This window comes from Inhella sp. (genome assembly GCF_041912635.1).
Classification (GTDB): Bacteria; Pseudomonadota; Gammaproteobacteria; order Burkholderiales; family Burkholderiaceae_C; genus Inhella.
In genome coordinates this window covers 46120-62633 of record NZ_JAYRMO010000005.1, presented here as the reverse complement: position 1 = coordinate 62633, position 16514 = coordinate 46120, and the positions used below count along the sequence as shown (strand labels likewise).

The following is a 16514-nucleotide window of genomic DNA, read 5'->3' as shown; positions in this document are numbered from 1 at the left end:
CTGCAGCAGGGCTGCGGTTCAGCGCGCCTGCGGCCGAATGCAGCGCGCATCGGCCCCATGTCCGGCAGTTTGATGCCAACAGCGATACCCACAGCGAAGCACTCGGCCACATTCGCTTCCGTTCACAGCCCCGGCAAATCCCCTGCCAAGTAGCGCGCCCCCGCCCCCTTCGCCGCCGCCTGGTCGTCCGGGTTATAGAGCTTGCAGGCCTTGAGTGACAGGCAGCCGCAGCCGATGCAGCCGGTCAGCTTGTCGTGCAGGCGCTGCAGCTCGGCCATGCGCGCCTCGATGAGCGGCAGCCATTGGCGCGAAAGCTTTTCCCAGTCGGCCTTGGTGGGCGTGCGTTCATCGGGCAGGCTGGCCAGGGCGGCTCGGATCTCAGGCAGCGTCAGCCCCATCAGTTGCGCGGCACGGATGAAGGCCAGGCGCCGTAGCACATGGCGCGGGTACTGGCGCCGCCCGCCGGCACTGCGCCCGCCGGCAATCAGGCCTTGCTGTTCGTAGTAGCGCAGGGCACTGGCCGCCAGGCCGGCACGCTGCGCCATTTCCCCAATCGCCAGCCAGCTGGCGCCCTCACCGTCTTGCATGTCGCGCTCCTTGTGGGGCTGCGCTGGCATTTTGCACTTGACTTGAAGCTCACTTGAGCTTGCAGAGTGCGTGACCTCACCCTCCACCTGCAAGCACCATGTCGCTCAACGCCCAGCACCCCCTGCATGCCCTGCTCAGCGCCGGCCGCGCCGCCTGGCATCCGCTCTACCAGGGTCGCCTGGTCTCGCACCTGCCGATGGCCCAGCATGCGCTGTGGGCCTTGGGGGCTTCGAGCGAACGCCTGCAGGCCTTCAGCGAAGCCCAGGTTCGTGAACTCGAACCCCTGGTGCTGCCCTGGCCCGCGCCGGCCCTGCTGCCCGATTGGCGCGCGCTGCGCGGCCGCGCCGAGGCCCTGCCCCTGCTGGTGGCGCATTTCGATGCCGAACTGGACCGGCAGCCCGCCGAGACCCTGCTGCAGGCCACGCTGCCCGAACTGCTGGACGGCGGCGCCTCGATGGCCTTTCATCTGCTGATCCGCACCGCGCACGCCTGGCAGAGCGGCCACAGCGGCGAGCTCGCACTCGCCCTGGGCCTGTGGGCCAGCCAGCACGCGCCCTTGTGGCGCCAGCCGCTGCCAACGCCCGATCTGGCGCTGGACGATTGGCTCGCTGCCATCCGCGCCCTGCCCGCCCCCGCCGCGCCGCCCGCCGGGCTGATCGACGAGCGCATGCAGGCCTGGGCCGCCACACCAGGCTTTGCCCAGGTTGCCGCCCGCCTGCAGCTGCAGGCCCCGGCCGATGGCCTGCGCCAACTGGCCGAGTGGCTGGCCCGCGCCTATGCAGCCAGTGGGAACTTCACCCTGCTGCATGGGGTGACAGGCAGCCGCGCCCTGCGCGTTCTGCTGCCCTATGTGACCCGCCCGAAGGAGGTGGTGCGGCGCTTTGCCATCGATGCCGCCGCCGCGCTGCTGGCCAGCCGCTGGACGGGTGAGCCGGCCGCGCCCGAATCCGAGTCTGCTGAGTCGACCGATTGGCCGCTCTACTTCGAAGCCGCCGGCGCCCAGGACGACGAGCATGTGATCAAGCTCGTGCATGCCTGCGCCGAGTGGGCGCTGCCGGCGCCTGCGGCCGGCCGGCTGCCCATGCCGCCGCAGCAGCCCAGCCCGTGGGCCCAGGCCGCTCGGCGCGCCCTGCAGGCCCAACTCAGCCCTGCATGACCTCCCGCACACCCGCCACCCCGGCGTAGGCTGCGGCCATGCTCAAGTTCCTGCTCTGGCTGCTGCTCTTCGTGCTCTGCTGGCCGCTGGCCCTGCTGGCGCTGGTGCTCTGGCCCATCCTCTGGCTGATCAGCCTGCCCTTCCGGCTGATCGGCCTGAGCGTGGAAGCCCTGTTCGCCGCCCTGCGCGCCCTGCTCTTCCTGCCGGCGCGCGTGCTGGGCGGCAAGTAGCGCCTACTTCAGGCCGCCGCTGAGGAAGGCCTTCAGGCGCTCGCTCTTCGGGTTAACGAGGATATCCTTGGGGTGACCTTCCTCGATCACCTTGCCCTGGTGCAGGAACAGGGTGTGGTTGCTGACCTCACGGGCAAAGCCCATCTCGTGCGTCACCACGATCATGGTGCGGCCCTCGGCGGCCAGGTCCTTCATCACCTTCAGCACCTCGCCCACCAGCTCGGGGTCGAGGGCCGAGGTGGGTTCGTCGAACAGCATCAGCTCGGGCTCAACGGCCAGGGCGCGGGCAATCGCCACGCGCTGCTGCTCGCCGCCGGAAAGCTGGGCCGGGTAGACGTCCTTGCGGTGCGCCACGCCGACGCGGTTCAGCAGCGCCTCGGCCTTGGCAATGGCCTGTTCCTTGGGCTGGCCCAGCACATGCACCGGCGCCTCGATGACGTTTTCCAGCACGGTGCGGTGGGCCCAGAGGTTGAAGTTCTGGAACACCATGGCCAGGCGGGCGCGCCAGCGCTGCAGCTGCTTGGCGTCCTTGGCCTTGAGGCTGCCGTCGCGGTCGGGCACCAGCTGCAGTTCCTCCGTGCCCAGCTTCAGCTTGCCCTGGTGGGGCTGCTCGAGCAGGTTGATGCAGCGCAGAAAGGTGCTCTTGCCCGAGCCGCTGGAGCCGATCAGGGTGATCACATCGCCCGGCTTGGCGGCCAGTGACACGCCCTTCAAGACCTCGCGGTCGCCGTACTTCTTGTGCAGGTCTTCGACGGTCAGGCTTTGCATAGATTCTTCTGATTCAGGCTGAAAGCAATTTGCCGGTGCGGGTGGCCTCGGTGCCGGCCACGCGGGCGATGGACTGCCCGGCCTGCACCCAGCGCTGCTGCTCGCGCGCGTAATGCAGCCCGTCCACCGGGCTGCGCAAGGGCGTGGATTCTCCGCTCACCGGCTCGATCAGCTCGGCGATCAAGTCACCCACCCGCAACTCGGCGCCCAGCTCGGCGTGGTAGACCAGCACACCGGCATGCGGCGTGGTGATGGGCATGGAGCCGGCCAGCGGCCGCAGCGGGCAATCCCAGGGCGCCGGCGCGGCCATGCCGGCGATGAAACCCTGCAGGCCGAGGAACTGCAGCAGGCCCTCGGCATCCTGCGCCGCCAGTTCGTGGCGCACGTCGCAGACGCCGCGGTGCTCCACCGTGGCCGCATAACAGCCCAGCGCCACGGGGTGGCGGCCGGCCAGGGTTTGCTGCAGGCGCAGCCAGGGGCCGGAGCAGGCCTCGTCAAAAGGCGCGTCGCCGCTTTCGTTGGCCAGCAGGGCCAGGCGGGCCTGCACGCATTGGCCCAGCTGGGCGGTCTGTTCGGCCTGCTGCGGGGTGCTGTAGAGGTGCATCACGCCCTCGTTGTCGCAATGCAGGTCCAGCACCACCTCGGCGCCCAGCGCCAGGCCGAGCAGGATCTGACGCAGAGATTGCAGCTCGGTCTGCGGGCGGCGCTCGGCCAGGGCCTGCTGCATGGCCTGGAGCAACAGCGCGGTGTTGGCCTGGGCATCGGCCCCCAGGCGGCCGGCGGTGCGCTGCAGGGCCTCGTCGACGAGGTCGGGGTAGTGGCGGTTGAAGTTGTGACCGCTGTCCAGCTCGAAGCGGCCCTGGTGCCGGCCCCAGATCTGCTGGCCCAGGCCAAGCGGGTTGCAGGCCGGCAGCAGCACGATCTCGCCCAGCAACCGGCCCTGCTGCTCCAGCTCGGCCAGGCGGCGGCGCAGGTGTTGGGCCACCAGCATGGCGGGTACTTCGTCGGCGTGCAGGCTGGCCTGCAGCAGGGCGCGGCGCGAGCCCTGGCCGTAATGGAGCGAGGTGACGACGCGGCGGGTGCCGCTGGCGCTGCCGTGCAGTGGGTGTTCTTGGAGGCGCATCGGTTCAGGTCTTCAGGTGCCGGTAGAGCGGCGACTGCAGGCGCACGGGGGTCACGTCCAGATAGACGCGCTGCACCGAGTAGTCGTCGCCGCCCCAGGCGCCGGTGTTGTGGCCCAGGGTGTCGGGGCCCTTGTAGAGGCGAAATTCAAAGCCCAGCGTGGGGTCGGGATCGTGGCCGCCGTCGTCCGCAACGGCCTTGCGCTCCAGCAGGGCGCGGCCATTGAAGGCCAGACCCTTGGCTTCCTGCTCGGGGCTGTCCAGCAGCAGGGCCATGGCATGCACGATGGCGTTGTCGCCCAGGATGTCCGGGAAAAAGGGCACGCGCCCCACGCTGGGCTTGAAGTCGACGGCGCGCGGGTCGATGCGGCCAGCCAGCTTGTCCGGGTGGGGAGTGGTGGTGTTGCTGTGTAGGTCGTGGCGGTCGCCACGGTCCAGGTAGGTAAGCGCCGCACCGCGCAGATTGAAATGCGGCCGGCCGAGCGAGCGGCTGGCAGCCCCGAGGTCCACCAGCAGCGCACCGCGCGAGCCGAGGATTTCGATTTCCCCGCCGCGGATCAGCGCCGCACTGTCCTCCTCCACCCCGAGGCCGAAGCGATAGCCCTTGGCGTACATCGCCGGCAGCAGGCGGGCAATGCGTCCGCGCTTCAGGAAGTGCTGGTCGATGAAGAGGTGCGGCCCGGCAAAGCCCAGGCCACGGTCGAGTTCATGGCCATCGCGCAGCCGGCCCTTGAGCACGGCCAGCACATCCTGGGCGTCGCGGAACATCCATTCGCTCATCACCGCCGCGCCGGCACTGGTGCCGGCCACCAGCCCGCCGCGAGACTGCAAGGCCCGCAGGGCCTGCAAAAGGGGGCTCGGCTGGCCGCCGGGCTGCAGGCTGGCGGTGATCAGCTCCTGCGCCCCGCCCGAGAAGAACACGCCCTGCATGCCCTCCATGCGCTGCAGCAGGGCCGGGTCGTCGCGCAGGGCGGCCAGGTCCACGCCGCGCAGCTTGGGCGCCAGCGGGATGAACTCGGCCTGGGCGCCGTAGCGCTTCAGGGTGTTGACGATGCGCTCGCCGGTGCGCTGCGGGTTTTCCGAGGCCGTGGCGAACACCGCGATGCGCGCACCCGGGCCGCCCGCTTCTAGCACCAGGCGATTCCAAACGGCCGCGTGGTCCAGGCGCAGCGCGCCGCCAATGGCCAGCACGGGGCCGGGCTGCGTGGCCGCGTGGGCCGGCGTGCTGGCGGAAGTGCTGGCGGAAGTACTGGCGGGTGTAGCCGAGGGGGCAGCGGCTCCCAGGCTGAGGGGAACGGACATCAGCTGTCGGCGCGAAAGCAGGCTCATGGGCGATGGAAGTGGAGCGCAGGTGACGGGGCCCGCCAAGCGGACTGACCCGGTGGTGCAGCCGCCGGCATCATGCCCGCCCCGGCGCCTCAGGCGCCGAGGTAGCGCGCTTCCAGGCGCTTCCAGCTGTCGCCGCGCGCCAGCAGGCGCAGGCCGCGGTTCATGGCTTCGAGCGCCTGCTCATGCCCCGGACGGGCGCGCGAAAAACCCATCTGCGTGCGCCGGCCGGAATCGTGCACCAGGGGCTGCTGCTCCAGTTCGGACTGCAGGCCCAGCTCTCGGATCGTCCAGGTGATTGGCAAATCGGTGCCGACGGCCAGCTGCACCCGCTGGGCCACCAGCATGCGCAGCAGTGTCGGCAGGTCCTTGGCGCGCTCCAGGCGGCTTCCCAGGGCGGCCGTCAGCGGCTCGGGAAAGGCATGCCCTGCCACCACACCGATGCGGTAGCCAGCCAGTTCGTCCAGGTGTTGGACCTTCAGGCCTTCGGCGCGCCGACCGAAAAAGTAGTGACGCACGCTCGCGCCATAGGTCTCGCTGAAGGACAGGTAGCGCGCGCGCTCGTCGGTGATGTGGACGGAAGTGGTGAAGTCCGCCTCGCCCAGTTCCAACATCTGCAGCGCGCGCCGCCAAGGCACTTGCAACACCTCCAGCTCGAACTGGCCGCCGGCCGCACGCAAAGCGGCCCGGGCGTAGTCCACGTCGATGCCCGGGCCCAGGGCACTGCCTTCTGGAAGCGTGTAGGGCGGCAGCACGTGGCTGACCAGCAGCAGGCGCCGTGCCTGGGCATGCACCGGTGCCGGGGCCAGCCAGGGGGCCAGCCCCAAAGCACCGCCCCAGCCCAGCACGCTTCGGCGCAGCCGCGTCATCCGGCGTTGCGGCGGGCGGCCTGCGCCCCCTTCATGCGTTCGGGCACGGGCGCGGCGCCCTTGCGGCTCAGCGCCTTCTGGGCCGGCCAGGGCTGGTAGAGCGGCACCTGCATGCGCACAGGCATCACGTCCAGGCCCACCCGCATCACGGTGTAGTCCTCACCGCCCATGGCGCCGGTGTAGTAGCCCAGGGTTTCGGGCAACACGTAGAGCCGGAATTCGAAGCCCAGCTCTTCGGGCTTGGGGGCGTCCGCGCGCGCGGCGCGCAGCGGCTTGGGCGCCGGCAGGCCGCGCAGCTCGCTGCCATTGAAGGCCAGACCGCGCAGCTCACGCTCGCGCCCATCCACCAGATGCACCATGGCGCGCACGATGACGTTGTCGCCCAGGATGTCGGGGTAGAAGGGTTCCTGGTCGAAATAGGGCTTGAAGTCCGGCGCATTGGGGTCGATGCGCTGCTCGGCCAGCTTCGGCGCGGAGGGCGTGGTGACGCCGGTGGCCAAGTCGTGGCGATCCCCGCGATCCAGGAAGCTCAGGCGTGCGCCGCGCAGATTGAAGGGGCCGAGACGCTCATCCCGTTCGGCCTTGCTCAGGTCCACCAGCAGCGCGCCCCGTGCGCCCACCACCTCGATCTGGCTGCCCCAGATCAGCGCGGCGCTGTCCTCCTCGATGCCCAGGCCCCAGCGGTAGCCCTTGGCATGCATCATCGGCAGCAGGCGGCCAATGCGGCCGCGGCGCAAGAAATGCTGGTCGATGAACAGTTCCTGCCCCACGAAACCGAGGCCGCGGTCGATCTCCTGACCCTCGCGCAACTGACCCTTGAGCACGGCCAGCGTGTTGGGGGCGTCGCGGAACATCCAGGCACTCATGACTGCCGCACCGGCGCTGGTGCCGGCCACCACGCCGCCGCGCTGGTGCACCTTGCGGATGGCCTGCAACATCAGGCTGGGCTGACCGTCGGGCTGCAGGGTGTCGACGATCAGGGCCTGCGCCCCGCCGGTGAAGAACACAGCGTCCATAGTGGCCACGCGCTCGGCCAGGCGCGGGTCGTCGCGCAGGCTCTTCCAGTCCACGCCCTTGAGGCGCGGGGCGACTGGAATGATCTCGGACACGGCGCCGTAATGTTCGAGCGTGCGTTTGAGGCGCTGGGCGCTGCGGTCGGGGTTGCCGGCCGCCGTGGCGAAGATGGCGATGCGCGCGCCCTTGCCGCCGGCCTCCTGGATGAAGCGGGTCCAGACGGCCTGGTTGTCGAAGCGCACCGAGCCCCCGAGCGCCATCACCAGACCTTGGCGCGGCAGCTCGGCCGCCTGCACGCACACCATCACACCCAGCGTCAGCCAGGCCACCAGCCAGAATTTCAATCGCATCCGCATCGCTTACTCCCAGGGTTGGAGCATAGCCATTGCGGATTTCACGGAGGCAAGTAGCGCGCCTCGAGCCGTGCAAGAGTCCCGTCTTTCTGCAGCGCCCGGAGCCCCTCATTCAATGTGTGCAGCAGGGCTCCGTCCTCGTGGCGCCGGCGGCTCAGGGCCATGTAGGTGGGGCTGCCGCTGCTGTAGCTGAAGGGTTGGCGCTCCAGGTCGGCCTCCAGGCCGAGACGGCGGATGGTCCACAGCCCGGCCAAGTGGTTGACGACGATCAGGTCCGAACGACCCGCATGAAGCATGCGCACGGTCACGCCAAGGTCGCGCCCCTCAACCAGGCTGCGCCCCACTGCCTGCTTGATGGCCGGCGGGTAAAAAAAGCCCGCCGAGTAGCCCAGGCTGACCTGCGCCAGGTCCTCCAGGCGCTCGATGCGCAGGCCGCTGCCGCGCCGGCTGTAGAAGTGGTAGCGCACGCTGTGCCGGTAGCCCTCGCTGAAGAGCAGGAAGCGCTCGCGCTCGCCGCTCAGGCTGATGGTGGTGGTCAGATCGGCCTCGCCGGCTTCCAGCATCTGCAGGGCACGCCGCCAGGGCACCAGCTCCACCCGCAGCCGGTATCCGCTGCGGGCCAGAGCCGCGCGGGCGATGTCCACGTCCAGCCCCTCGCCCATCGGGTCGCCCGCCTCCAGCACGAAGGGCGGATAGGGTGCATTGACGAGCAGCAGTTCGTTCTGCTGCGCTTCCACATCCAGCGCCAGCAGCGGGGCACTACCCAGCAGGCTGCGGCGCCGCACGCGGCCTCCCTAGGCCAGCGCCCCGGCGCACTGCCAGGACTGCGCCAGCTCCGGCGGCAGGCTGCCGCCCGCCACCCATTCGCCCAGGGCCACCGTTTCGGCCTCGCAGGCCAGGCCAGCGCTGGCGCGCCAGCCAGCGTCGAAGTAACTGTCGCGGTAGCGTTCGCCGCTGTCACACAGCAGGGTCACGATGGAGCCGCGCTGGCCCAGCATGCTGCGCGCGCAGGCCAGCGCGGCCAGAAGATTGGTGCCGGTGGAAGGCCCGACCGGCCGGCCCAGCCAGTCGCTCAGCACACGCATGGCCGCCACCGACCAGACATCCGGCAGCTTGACCATCGCGTCCATCACATCGGGCAGGAAGCTGGCCTCGACGCGCGGGCGGCCGATGCCCTCGATGCGCGAGCCGCAGTCCATCGTCAGCCCGGCGTCGCGGCATTGGTAGTGCTCGAAGAACACCGAGCGCTCGGCATCTGCCCCACACACCCGCGTGGCATGGCGCCCGTAGCGCACGAAGCGGCCCAGCGTGGCCAGTGTGCCGCCGGTGCCGGCACTGCAGACCAGCCAGCTCGGCACCGGGTGCCGCTCGCGCTCCATCTGTTTGAAGATGGATTCGGCGATGTTGTTGTTGCCGCGCCAGTCGGTGGCGCGCTCGGCGTAGGTGAACTGGTCCATGTAGTGGCCGCCCCCCTCCAGCGCCAGGCGGGCCGCCTCGGCATAGACCTGGGTCGGGTCGGTTACCAGATGGCAGCGCCCGCCCTGGAACTCGATGGCACGGCGCTTGGCCTCGCTGACGGTGGCGGGCATCACGGCGATGAAGGGCAGGCCGAGCAGGCGGGCGAAGTAGGCTTCGCTGACCGCCGTGGAGCCACTGGAGCTTTCCACCACCGGCGCTCCCTCGCGCAGCCAGCCATTGCACAGCGCGTACAGGAAGAGCGAGCGCGCCAGGCGGTGCTTGAGGCTGCCGCTGGGGTGGATGGACTCGTCCTTCAGATAGAAGTCGATACCCGGGAAAGCGGGCAGCTCGAGAGGAATCAGATGGGTGTCGGCGCTGCGCTGGAAATCGGCCTCGATCCGCTTCACGCATTCGGCCGTCCAGGCGCGCGCGCTCATTCCTGCAGCCCCAGCTCGCTCATCAGCCGCGCCACCTGCCGCTTGAGTTGATCCACATCGGCGCGCAGGGCCTCCAGTTCGGCATCGCGCGCCGCGGCGGGCGCCACGTAGGCACTGGCGGCCGGCAGCTCCACCGGCCCGCACAGCAACTGGGCCCAGCGCGCCTCACGGGCGCCCGGGGCACGCGGAAGCTTGATGGCCAGCGGCGGCTCGCGCTCGGCCAGTTCCTCCAGAAAGCCTTCGACCGAAGAGATGTCGGCAAAGCGGTGCAGGCGCTCGGCATTCAGACGCAACTCGGCCGCCGTTTGCGGGCCGCGCAGCATCAGCACGGTCAGCAGGGCCTCGGCCTGGCCGGGCACGCCGTAGACGCGCTTGAGGTTGTGCTCGAAGCGCGTCACCCGGCTGCCGCTGACCTCGTAGACCAGGCTCAGGTCCTTCAAGCTGTTGAGCGCCTCCAGCACCTCGGGCTCGCCGAGGTTCATCACCGGTTCGCGCGCGGTTTTCTGGTTGCAGCCCAGGGTCAGGGTGTTGAGCGAGAGCGGGTAGCTGTCGGGCACGGTGTGCTGTTTTTCCACCAGCACGGCCAGCACGCGCGCCTCGATAGGCGTCAGGTCACGAACTTGCACGCTCACACACCGAATCCGTCGTCCGCCTGCACGATGGCGCCATTGATGAAGCGGCTCTCATTGGCACACAGCATCAGCAGGGTCGTGTCCAGATCCTGCGGCTGGCCCACGCGCTTGCGCGGCAGCATGTCGATCAGCTGCTTGCCATGCGCGGTTTCCCAGTGGTGGTGGTTCATCTCGGTGTCGATGTAACCCGGGCAGATGGCGTTCACATTGATGCCGTACTTGCCGAACTCCAGCGCCATCGCGCGCGTCATGTGCACCACGCCGGCCTTGCTCATGGCGTAGATGCCGATCTGGCTGAGCACCCGCAGGCCCGCCATGGAAGCAATGTTGACGATGCGCCCGCCGGTGAAGCTGCCGGGCGCCGCACCCTTGGCGCGCGCCAGCATGCGCTTGGCCACCTCTTGGGCGACGAAAAAGGCGCCGCGCAGATTGGTGTTCATCACATAGTCCCAGTCCTGCTCGCTCACATCGACGATGCGCTGGCTGGTGGAGACACCGGAGTTGTTGACCAGGATGTCGAGCGTGCCCATCTCGGTCTCGGCATGGGCCACGGCGGCCTTGATGGAGGTCAGATCGGTCACGTCCAGCGTCACCACATGGGCGTCGCCGCCCTCGGCCTCGATCTCGGCGCGCAGGCTCTTGAGACGCTCCACCCGGCGACCGGCCAGCACCACGGCGGCGCCCGCCTTAGCCAGCGTGCGGGCGAACTGCGCGCCCAGACCGCTGGAAGCGCCGGTGACAAGGGCCACGCGGCCCGACAGATCGATCGAATAGCTCATGGTTCTTGTCCTGTGGAAGGCCCTGCTAGAGGGCGTGCGGGCACGTTAGCACGGGGCTTTCCCGCAGTGCTTCTGGGGCTCTGCCTCTAAGAAAAAAGCACGACCGTTCGTTTTATTCTTGGGCTCCCTAGAATCCGCCGCCTCTGAGAACCCCCCCGCATCGCCATGACCAACGACGAGATCCTTGCCCAATTCGGTCCCCGTGAATCGATGGAGTACGACGTCGTGATCGTCGGCGGCGGCCCGGCCGGCTTGGCCACGGCCATCCGCCTCAAGCAGATCAACCCCGAAATCTCGGTGGTGGTACTCGAAAAGGGCTCCGAAGCCGGTGCGCACATCCTCAGCGGCGCCGTGATGGACCCGCGCGCCATCACCGAGCTGTTCCCGAACTGGAAGGAGCTGGGGGCCCCGCTGAACCAGGCGGTGAGCGGCGACGACATCCTGTTCCTGAGCGAGGCCGGCCACACCCGCACGCCCGACTGGCTGGTGCCGCGCAACTTCCACAACCACGGCTGCTACGTGGTCAGCCTCTCCAACGTCACCAAATGGCTGGCCCAGCAGGCCGAAGGCCTGGGCGTGGAGATCTTTGCCGGCTTCGCCGCCGCTGAAGTGGTGTACGACGAGCAGGGCCGCGTCAAGGGCGTGGCCACCGGCAACATGGGCATCGGCAAGGAAGGCGAGCCCACCGACGCCTTCCAGCTCGGCATGGAGTTGCACGGCAAGTACACGATCTTTGCCGAGGGTGCGCGCGGCCATCTGGGCAAGCAGTTGTTGTCCAAGTACAAGCTGACCGAGGGCAAGGACGTGCAGACCTTCGCCATCGGCATCAAGGAGCTGTGGGAGATCCCGGCCGACAAGGCCCAGCCCGGCAAGGTGGTGCACACCGCCGGCTGGCCGATGGTGGACGACACCTTCGGCGGCGGCTTCCTCTACCACCTGGAAGACAACAAGGTCACCCTGGGCTTTGTGATCGGCCTGGACTACCAGAACCCGCACATGAGCCCCTTCGAGGAAATGCAGCGCTGGAAGACCCACCCGGCCATCCGCGCGCACATCGAAGGTGGCAAGCGCATCGGCTACGGCGCGCGCGCCATCAACAACGGCACGCCCCAGGCGCTGCCCAAGACCGTCTTCCCGGGCGGCGCCCTGGTGGGTTGCGACGCCGGCTACCTGAACGCCGCGCGCATCAAGGGCAGCCATGCCGCCATCAAGAGCGGCATGCTGGCCGCCGAGGCCGCCGCCGCCGCCCTGGCCGCCGGCCGCGCGCAAGATGAACTGAGCGAGTACCCCGCCGCCTTCGAGAAGAGCTGGCTGAACGAAGAACTGCAGCAGACCCGCAATTTCAAGCTCTGGTTCAAGAAGGGCAAGACGGTGGGCCAGCTGATGACCGGCATCGAGCAATGGCTGCTGCCCAAGATCGGTGTGGCCAGCCCGCCCTGGACCCTGCACAACCACAAGGCCGACCACGAGGCCCTGCGCCCCGTGGCCGAGTGCGCGCCGATTGCCTACCCCAAGCCGGACGGCAAGCTCAGCTTCGACCGCCTCTCCTCGGTGTTCATCTCGAACACCAACCACGAGGAAAACCAGCCGGCCCACCTGACGCTGAAGAACGCCGCCGTGCCCGTGGCCACCAACCTGGCCAAGTACGGCGGGCCCGAGAGCCGTTACTGCCCGGCGGGCGTGTACGAATTCGTCAAGAACGAGGACGGCGGCGACCGCCTGCAGATCAACGCCCAGAACTGCGTGCACTGCAAGACCTGCGACATCAAGGATCCGACCCAGAACATCGTCTGGATCACCCCTGAGGGCGGGGGCGGACCGAACTACGTGGGCATGTAAGCACAAGGCCCGAGAGGGTCTTCCCGCCCCGGACTTGCGCGGGATCTAGGGAGATTCCGAAGCTGTCTTGCCGTTGCACGAAGTTTCAATTCGCGCCTCTTCAAGACAGAGCGTCGTTGCGGCGCGCAGGAATCCCCATGACGACTTGGAAACTCGTGAGCGGCGGCCTGGTGGCCGCCCTGGTCTCTTCCGGCGCCCTCGCCGCGCCGGGCCAGTGCGTGGACGTGCGTCTGAACAGTACCACCCCGGTGCTGCGCGGCGACGTGGACGTCAAGGTGGACGTGGCCGTCACCAACACCTGCCGCCACCCTGTGCAGTTGCTGAGCTGGCAGCTGCCCAGCGACGACATCGACGGCCCGCTGTTCCAGATCGAACGCGACGGGCAGCGCGTGAGCTACCACGGCGCCATCATCAAGCGGACCAAGCCCGAAGCCGGCGACCATCTCAAGCTCGAAGCCGGCGCCACGCTGAACTACAGCGTCGAGCTCACTGGCACCTATGACCTGAGCGTGAATGGCCGCTATGCCATTCGCTACGCCGCCAAGGGCCACGCCAACTCGCCGGCCCAGGCCCTCAAGTCCGAGCCCCTGTACCTGTGGCTGGAAGGCCGCAGCGGCAAGGTCACGGCCAGCAGCGGCCCGTTGCCCAGCCTGGTGCAGCCGGCCGCGGCCGGTCTGAGCTACACCGGCCGCTGCTCGTCCTCACAGATCAGCAGCCTGCAGCAGGCCGTCACCGCCGCCACAAACTACGCCTCGGAATCGGCCAGCTACCTGGGCGGCAGCGGCTCGGCCACGGCGCGCTACACGAGCTGGTTCGGCGCCTACAGCAGCGGTAACTGGGCTACCGCTCGTGACCATTTCGTTAAGGCCCGCGACGCCTTCCAGACCCAGGCTCTGACCCTGGACTGCAGCTGCAAGAAGAAAGGCACCTTCGCCTACGTCTACCCGAACCAGCCCTACAAGATCTATGTCTGCGGCGCCTTCTGGAACGCCCCGATGACGGGCACGGACTCCAAGGGCGGCACCCTGGTGCACGAGATGATGCACTTCACCGTCATCGCTGGCACCGACGACTGGGCCTACGGCCAGTCGGCCGCCAAGCAGCTGGCGATCACCGACCCCATCAAGGCGCTGAACAACTCGGACAACCACGAGTACTTCGCCGAGAACACGCCGCGTCAGAACTGATCGGCTCCGCCCCATGCGCAGCGCCTGCCCGTGCCTGATCACGCGTAGGCGCTGCCTGTTTCTGGCAGGCTGTGTATCGATGCCGGCCTCAGCCCTCCCCGTCTTGAACTGCGAACTGACATGGTCCCGCCCTGGCCAGCGTCTGCGCGTGCGCCTGCACAACCCCGGTGCGCAGGCTCTGTGGTTGCTGCGCTGGGGCACGCCCTTCGAACCGGGCTGGTGGGCGCGCTGGCTGCAAATCGAACACGAGGGCCGCGCCCTGGCCTACCAAGGGGCCCAGCTCAAGCGCGGCGAACCCGAAGCGACGGACTACTTCCTGCTCGGCGCGGGTGCGCGCCGGCAGGTGGTAGTGGATCTGGCGCCGGCCTGGGATCTCTCCGCCCCCGGGCGCTATCGCCTGCTGCCGGCCTGGCAGTGGCTGGACGCCTTTACTGACGGCACTGCCAAGGCGCCGCGCCCACGCGCGCAGCACCAGGCCCTGCCCCAGTCCATCAACAGCGTGGACTGGGTGCGCCCTTAGACGACCACCGGCTCGGGCTCCAGCCGGATGCCGAAGCGCGCGAACACCGAGGCCTGGATGGCCTGGGCCAGGGTCAGCACCTCGCCGCCACGCGCCTCGCCCCGGTTCACCAGCACCAGGGCCTGCTTCTCGTACACGCCGGCCCCACCCACCGACTTGCCCTTCCAGCCGCAGGCATCGATCAGCCAGCCAGCGGCCAGCTTGAAGCGACCGTCCGGCAGCGGGTAGTGCACCAGATGCGGGTCGCGGGTGATGACCTCGCGGCACACCGCCTCGCTGACGATGGGGTTCTTGAAGAAGCTGCCGGCATTGCCGATGACGGCCGGGTCGGGCAGCTTGGCGCGGCGGATCGCACAGACCCAGTCCGACACCTGTTCGGGCGTCGGCTCCTTCACCCCGGCCTGCTCGGCAGCGCGTTGCAAATCCACATACTCCAGCTCTGGCTGCCAGGCCTTGGGCAGGCGGAAGCGCACGCGCAGGATCACGCTGCGGCCGGCCAGATGCTGCTTGAAGACCGAGTCGCGGTAGCCGAAATGGCAGGCCTCGCGCCCGAGCGTCACGACGCGGCCACTCATCAGGTCCAGCGTGTCCAGGCTCTCGAAGCGATCCTTGACCTCGACCCCATAGGCACCGATGTTCTGCACCGGCGCCGCGCCTACGGTGCCGGGAATCAACGAGAGGTTCTCCAGCCCGGGCGCGCCCTGCTCCAGGGTCCAGCGCACGAACTCATGCCAGCGCTCGCCCGCCCCGGCCTCGACGACCCAGTCGGCGCCGGCGTCAAAGATCCGTCGCCCCGGCACCTCGACCTTCAGCACCAGCGGCTGCAGGTCCTTGGTCAGCACCAGATTGCTGCCGCCGCCAAGGATGAACTTGCTGGCGCGGCCCCAGTCGGGGTGGTTGACGACCCAGTGCAAGTCGGCGTCCGAGCCGATGCGAACCAGGCGGCGCGCCTTCGCGGGCAGGCCGAAGCTGTTGTACGGACGAAGATCGACGTCGCACTCGATCTGGGGGGCGGGGGAAGGGGTTGGCATCGCCGAGAATTGTCTCTGGTCCCCTTCTACGAATCGAATTCGCACCATGCCTTCTTTTGACGCCGTCCTCGAACCCAATCTGGTTGAAATCCGCAATGGCGTGGACAACGCCGCCAAGGAAGTCAACACGCGCTTCGACTTCAAGGGCACCGGGGCTCAGGTGGAACAAAAGGGCAAGGAAAAGGACGCCACCATCGAACTGACCGCCGATTCGGACTTCCAGCTTGAACAGCTGGAGGCGGTACTGATCGACAAGATGACCAAGCGCAAGGTCGAGCTGACCTATTTCGAGCGCGACGGCAAGATCGAGAAGCTGGGCGGCGACAAGGTGCGCAAGACCTGGAAGGTGCGCGCCGGCATCCCGTCCGACCTCGCCAAAAAGATCGTCGCCAAGATCAAGGACAGCAAGCTCAAAGTGCAGGCCGCCATCCAGGGCGATGCCGTGCGCATCACCGGCAAGGACAAGGACGTGCTGCAGACCTGTATCGCCCTGCTGCGCAAAGAGATCGACGACACGCCGCTGAGCTTCAACAACTTCCGCGACTGAGCCCCATGCGTGCCGCCCTGCTGCTGAGCCTGCTGATTGCCACCGGCGCAGCGGCGGCACCCAACGTCAGCCTGAACGGCAGCCTCGGCAGGTCCGCCGCGCTGCTGGTCATCCAGGGTCAGGTCAAGACGGTGCGCCTAGGGCAGACCGTCGAAGGCGTGAAGCTGATCGAGGTCGGCGATGACTTGGCGGTAGTGGAGGTGGACGGCCAGCGCCTGCAACTGCGTCTGGGCGCTGCTCCGGTGGCGCAGCGCGCCGCTTTGGCGCCGAAGCGCATCGTGCTGTCGGCCGGTGAAGGCGGCCATTTCGTCACGCAAGGCAGCATCAACGGGCACTCCGTGCGCTTTCTGGTCGACACCGGCGCCACGAACGTGGCCATCGGCATCGACGACGCCCGCCGCATGGGCCTGCGCTACCAGAACGGACAGCGCATCCAGGCCCGCACCGCCAACGGTGTCGCTCAAGCCTATGTGCTGACGCTGGACAGCGTGCGCATCGGCGAAGTCGAGGTCGGTGGCGTCGAGGCCATGGTGCTGATGTCCTCCATGCCGGTGGCGCTGCTCGGCAACAGCTTCCTGAGCCGCTTCCAGATGAAGCGCGAGAACGACACGCTCACTCTGGACAAGCGCTTCTGATGCCCCGCCCCGCACCTATCATCC

At 68.5% G+C, this 16514-nt stretch carries 18 protein-coding genes; 7 read left to right on the top strand and 11 right to left on the bottom strand.

Features of this window, described 5'->3' with window-relative positions:
* Nucleotides 1-122: 122 nt before the first annotated feature.
* Complete coding sequence (gene soxR / locus ACE3QP_RS04145; protein WP_374433776.1) at nt 123-587, bottom strand: redox-sensitive transcriptional activator SoxR; 465 nt, start codon at nt 585-587, stop codon at nt 123-125.
* A 98-nt stretch (nt 588-685) separates the two neighbouring features.
* On the opposite strand from soxR, the gene ACE3QP_RS04140 reads away from it, so the two are divergent.
* Nucleotides 686-1744 (top strand): questin oxidase family protein, encoded by a 1059-nt coding sequence (locus ACE3QP_RS04140; RefSeq protein WP_374433775.1) that lies wholly within the window; start codon nt 686-688, stop codon nt 1742-1744.
* Nucleotides 1745-1782: 38 nt separating this feature from the next.
* Entirely contained in the window at nt 1783-1974 is a 192-nt protein-coding gene (locus ACE3QP_RS04135; RefSeq protein WP_374433774.1) for a hypothetical protein, read from the top strand.
* A gap of 3 nt (nt 1975-1977) precedes the next feature.
* Here ACE3QP_RS04135 and ACE3QP_RS04130 read toward each other — a convergent pair whose 3' ends face one another.
* The 9 genes from ACE3QP_RS04130 to ACE3QP_RS04090 all read right to left on the bottom strand — a co-directional run bounded on the left by ACE3QP_RS04130 (nt 1978) and on the right by ACE3QP_RS04090 (nt 10731).
* Entirely contained in the window at nt 1978-2742 is a 765-nt protein-coding gene (locus ACE3QP_RS04130) for an ABC transporter ATP-binding protein (protein WP_374433772.1), read from the bottom strand.
* A gap of 13 nt (nt 2743-2755) precedes the next feature.
* On the bottom strand, nt 2756-3865 hold the full coding sequence (locus tag ACE3QP_RS04125; RefSeq protein ID WP_374433771.1) for a succinylglutamate desuccinylase/aspartoacylase family protein: 1110 nt from the start codon (nt 3863-3865) through the stop codon (nt 2756-2758).
* Between the two features lie 4 nt (nt 3866-3869).
* Nucleotides 3870-5165 (bottom strand): cyanophycinase, encoded by a 1296-nt coding sequence (locus ACE3QP_RS04120; protein WP_374433770.1) that lies wholly within the window; start codon nt 5163-5165, stop codon nt 3870-3872.
* Nucleotides 5166-5281: 116 nt separating this feature from the next.
* Nucleotides 5282-6058: a substrate-binding periplasmic protein gene (locus tag ACE3QP_RS04115; RefSeq protein WP_374433769.1), complete on the bottom strand. Its 777-nt coding sequence runs from the start codon at nt 6056-6058 to the stop codon at nt 5282-5284.
* Nucleotides 6055-7428, bottom strand: a complete 1374-nt coding sequence (locus ACE3QP_RS04110) for a cyanophycinase (protein ID WP_374433768.1) — start codon at nt 7426-7428, stop codon at nt 6055-6057. Before ACE3QP_RS04110 ends, ACE3QP_RS04115 begins: the two co-directional genes overlap by 4 nt.
* Nucleotides 7429-7466: 38 nt before the next feature.
* Entirely contained in the window at nt 7467-8210 is a 744-nt protein-coding gene (locus ACE3QP_RS04105; RefSeq protein ID WP_374433767.1) for a substrate-binding periplasmic protein, read from the bottom strand.
* A gap of 9 nt (nt 8211-8219) precedes the next feature.
* Nucleotides 8220-9320: a PLP-dependent cysteine synthase family protein gene (locus tag ACE3QP_RS04100; protein ID WP_374433766.1), complete on the bottom strand. Its 1101-nt coding sequence runs from the start codon at nt 9318-9320 to the stop codon at nt 8220-8222.
* A complete protein-coding gene (locus ACE3QP_RS04095; protein ID WP_374433963.1) occupies nt 9317-9961 on the bottom strand; it encodes a YceH family protein in 645 nt (214 codons plus the stop codon). Before ACE3QP_RS04095 ends, ACE3QP_RS04100 begins: the two co-directional genes overlap by 4 nt.
* The gene (locus tag ACE3QP_RS04090) at nt 9949-10731 is read right to left on the bottom strand and encodes an SDR family oxidoreductase (protein WP_374433765.1); all 783 of its coding nucleotides are present in this window, start codon (nt 10729-10731) and stop codon (nt 9949-9951) included. The genes ACE3QP_RS04095 and ACE3QP_RS04090 overlap by 13 nt, the downstream gene beginning before the upstream one ends.
* A gap of 165 nt (nt 10732-10896) precedes the next feature.
* Between ACE3QP_RS04090 and ACE3QP_RS04085 the strand changes: the two genes are divergently transcribed.
* The 3 genes from ACE3QP_RS04085 (at nt 10897) to ACE3QP_RS04075 (ending at nt 14277) form a co-directional block, all read left to right on the top strand.
* Complete coding sequence (locus ACE3QP_RS04085; protein ID WP_374433764.1) at nt 10897-12570, top strand: 4Fe-4S dicluster domain-containing protein; 1674 nt, start codon at nt 10897-10899, stop codon at nt 12568-12570.
* Nucleotides 12571-12707: 137 nt separating this feature from the next.
* Complete coding sequence (locus ACE3QP_RS04080; RefSeq protein ID WP_374433763.1) at nt 12708-13757, top strand: M35 family metallo-endopeptidase; 1050 nt, start codon at nt 12708-12710, stop codon at nt 13755-13757.
* A 103-nt stretch (nt 13758-13860) separates the two neighbouring features.
* Nucleotides 13861-14277, top strand: a complete 417-nt coding sequence (locus ACE3QP_RS04075) for a hypothetical protein (protein ID WP_374433762.1) — start codon at nt 13861-13863, stop codon at nt 14275-14277.
* Here ACE3QP_RS04075 and murB read toward each other — a convergent pair.
* Nucleotides 14274-15308: a UDP-N-acetylmuramate dehydrogenase gene (gene murB / locus ACE3QP_RS04070; RefSeq protein WP_374433761.1), complete on the bottom strand. Its 1035-nt coding sequence runs from the start codon at nt 15306-15308 to the stop codon at nt 14274-14276. The genes ACE3QP_RS04075 and murB overlap by 4 nt on opposite strands.
* Nucleotides 15309-15354: 46 nt before the next feature.
* Here murB and ACE3QP_RS04065 point away from each other — a divergent pair, with 46 nt between their 5' ends.
* Together ACE3QP_RS04065 and ACE3QP_RS04060 are read left to right on the top strand one after the other, a co-directional pair.
* A complete protein-coding gene (locus ACE3QP_RS04065; RefSeq protein ID WP_374433760.1) occupies nt 15355-15855 on the top strand; it encodes a YajQ family cyclic di-GMP-binding protein in 501 nt (166 codons plus the stop codon).
* Between the two features lie 5 nt (nt 15856-15860).
* Nucleotides 15861-16490 (top strand): TIGR02281 family clan AA aspartic protease, encoded by a 630-nt coding sequence (locus ACE3QP_RS04060; RefSeq protein ID WP_374433759.1) that lies wholly within the window; start codon nt 15861-15863, stop codon nt 16488-16490.
* Nucleotides 16491-16514: the final 24 nt, after the last annotated feature.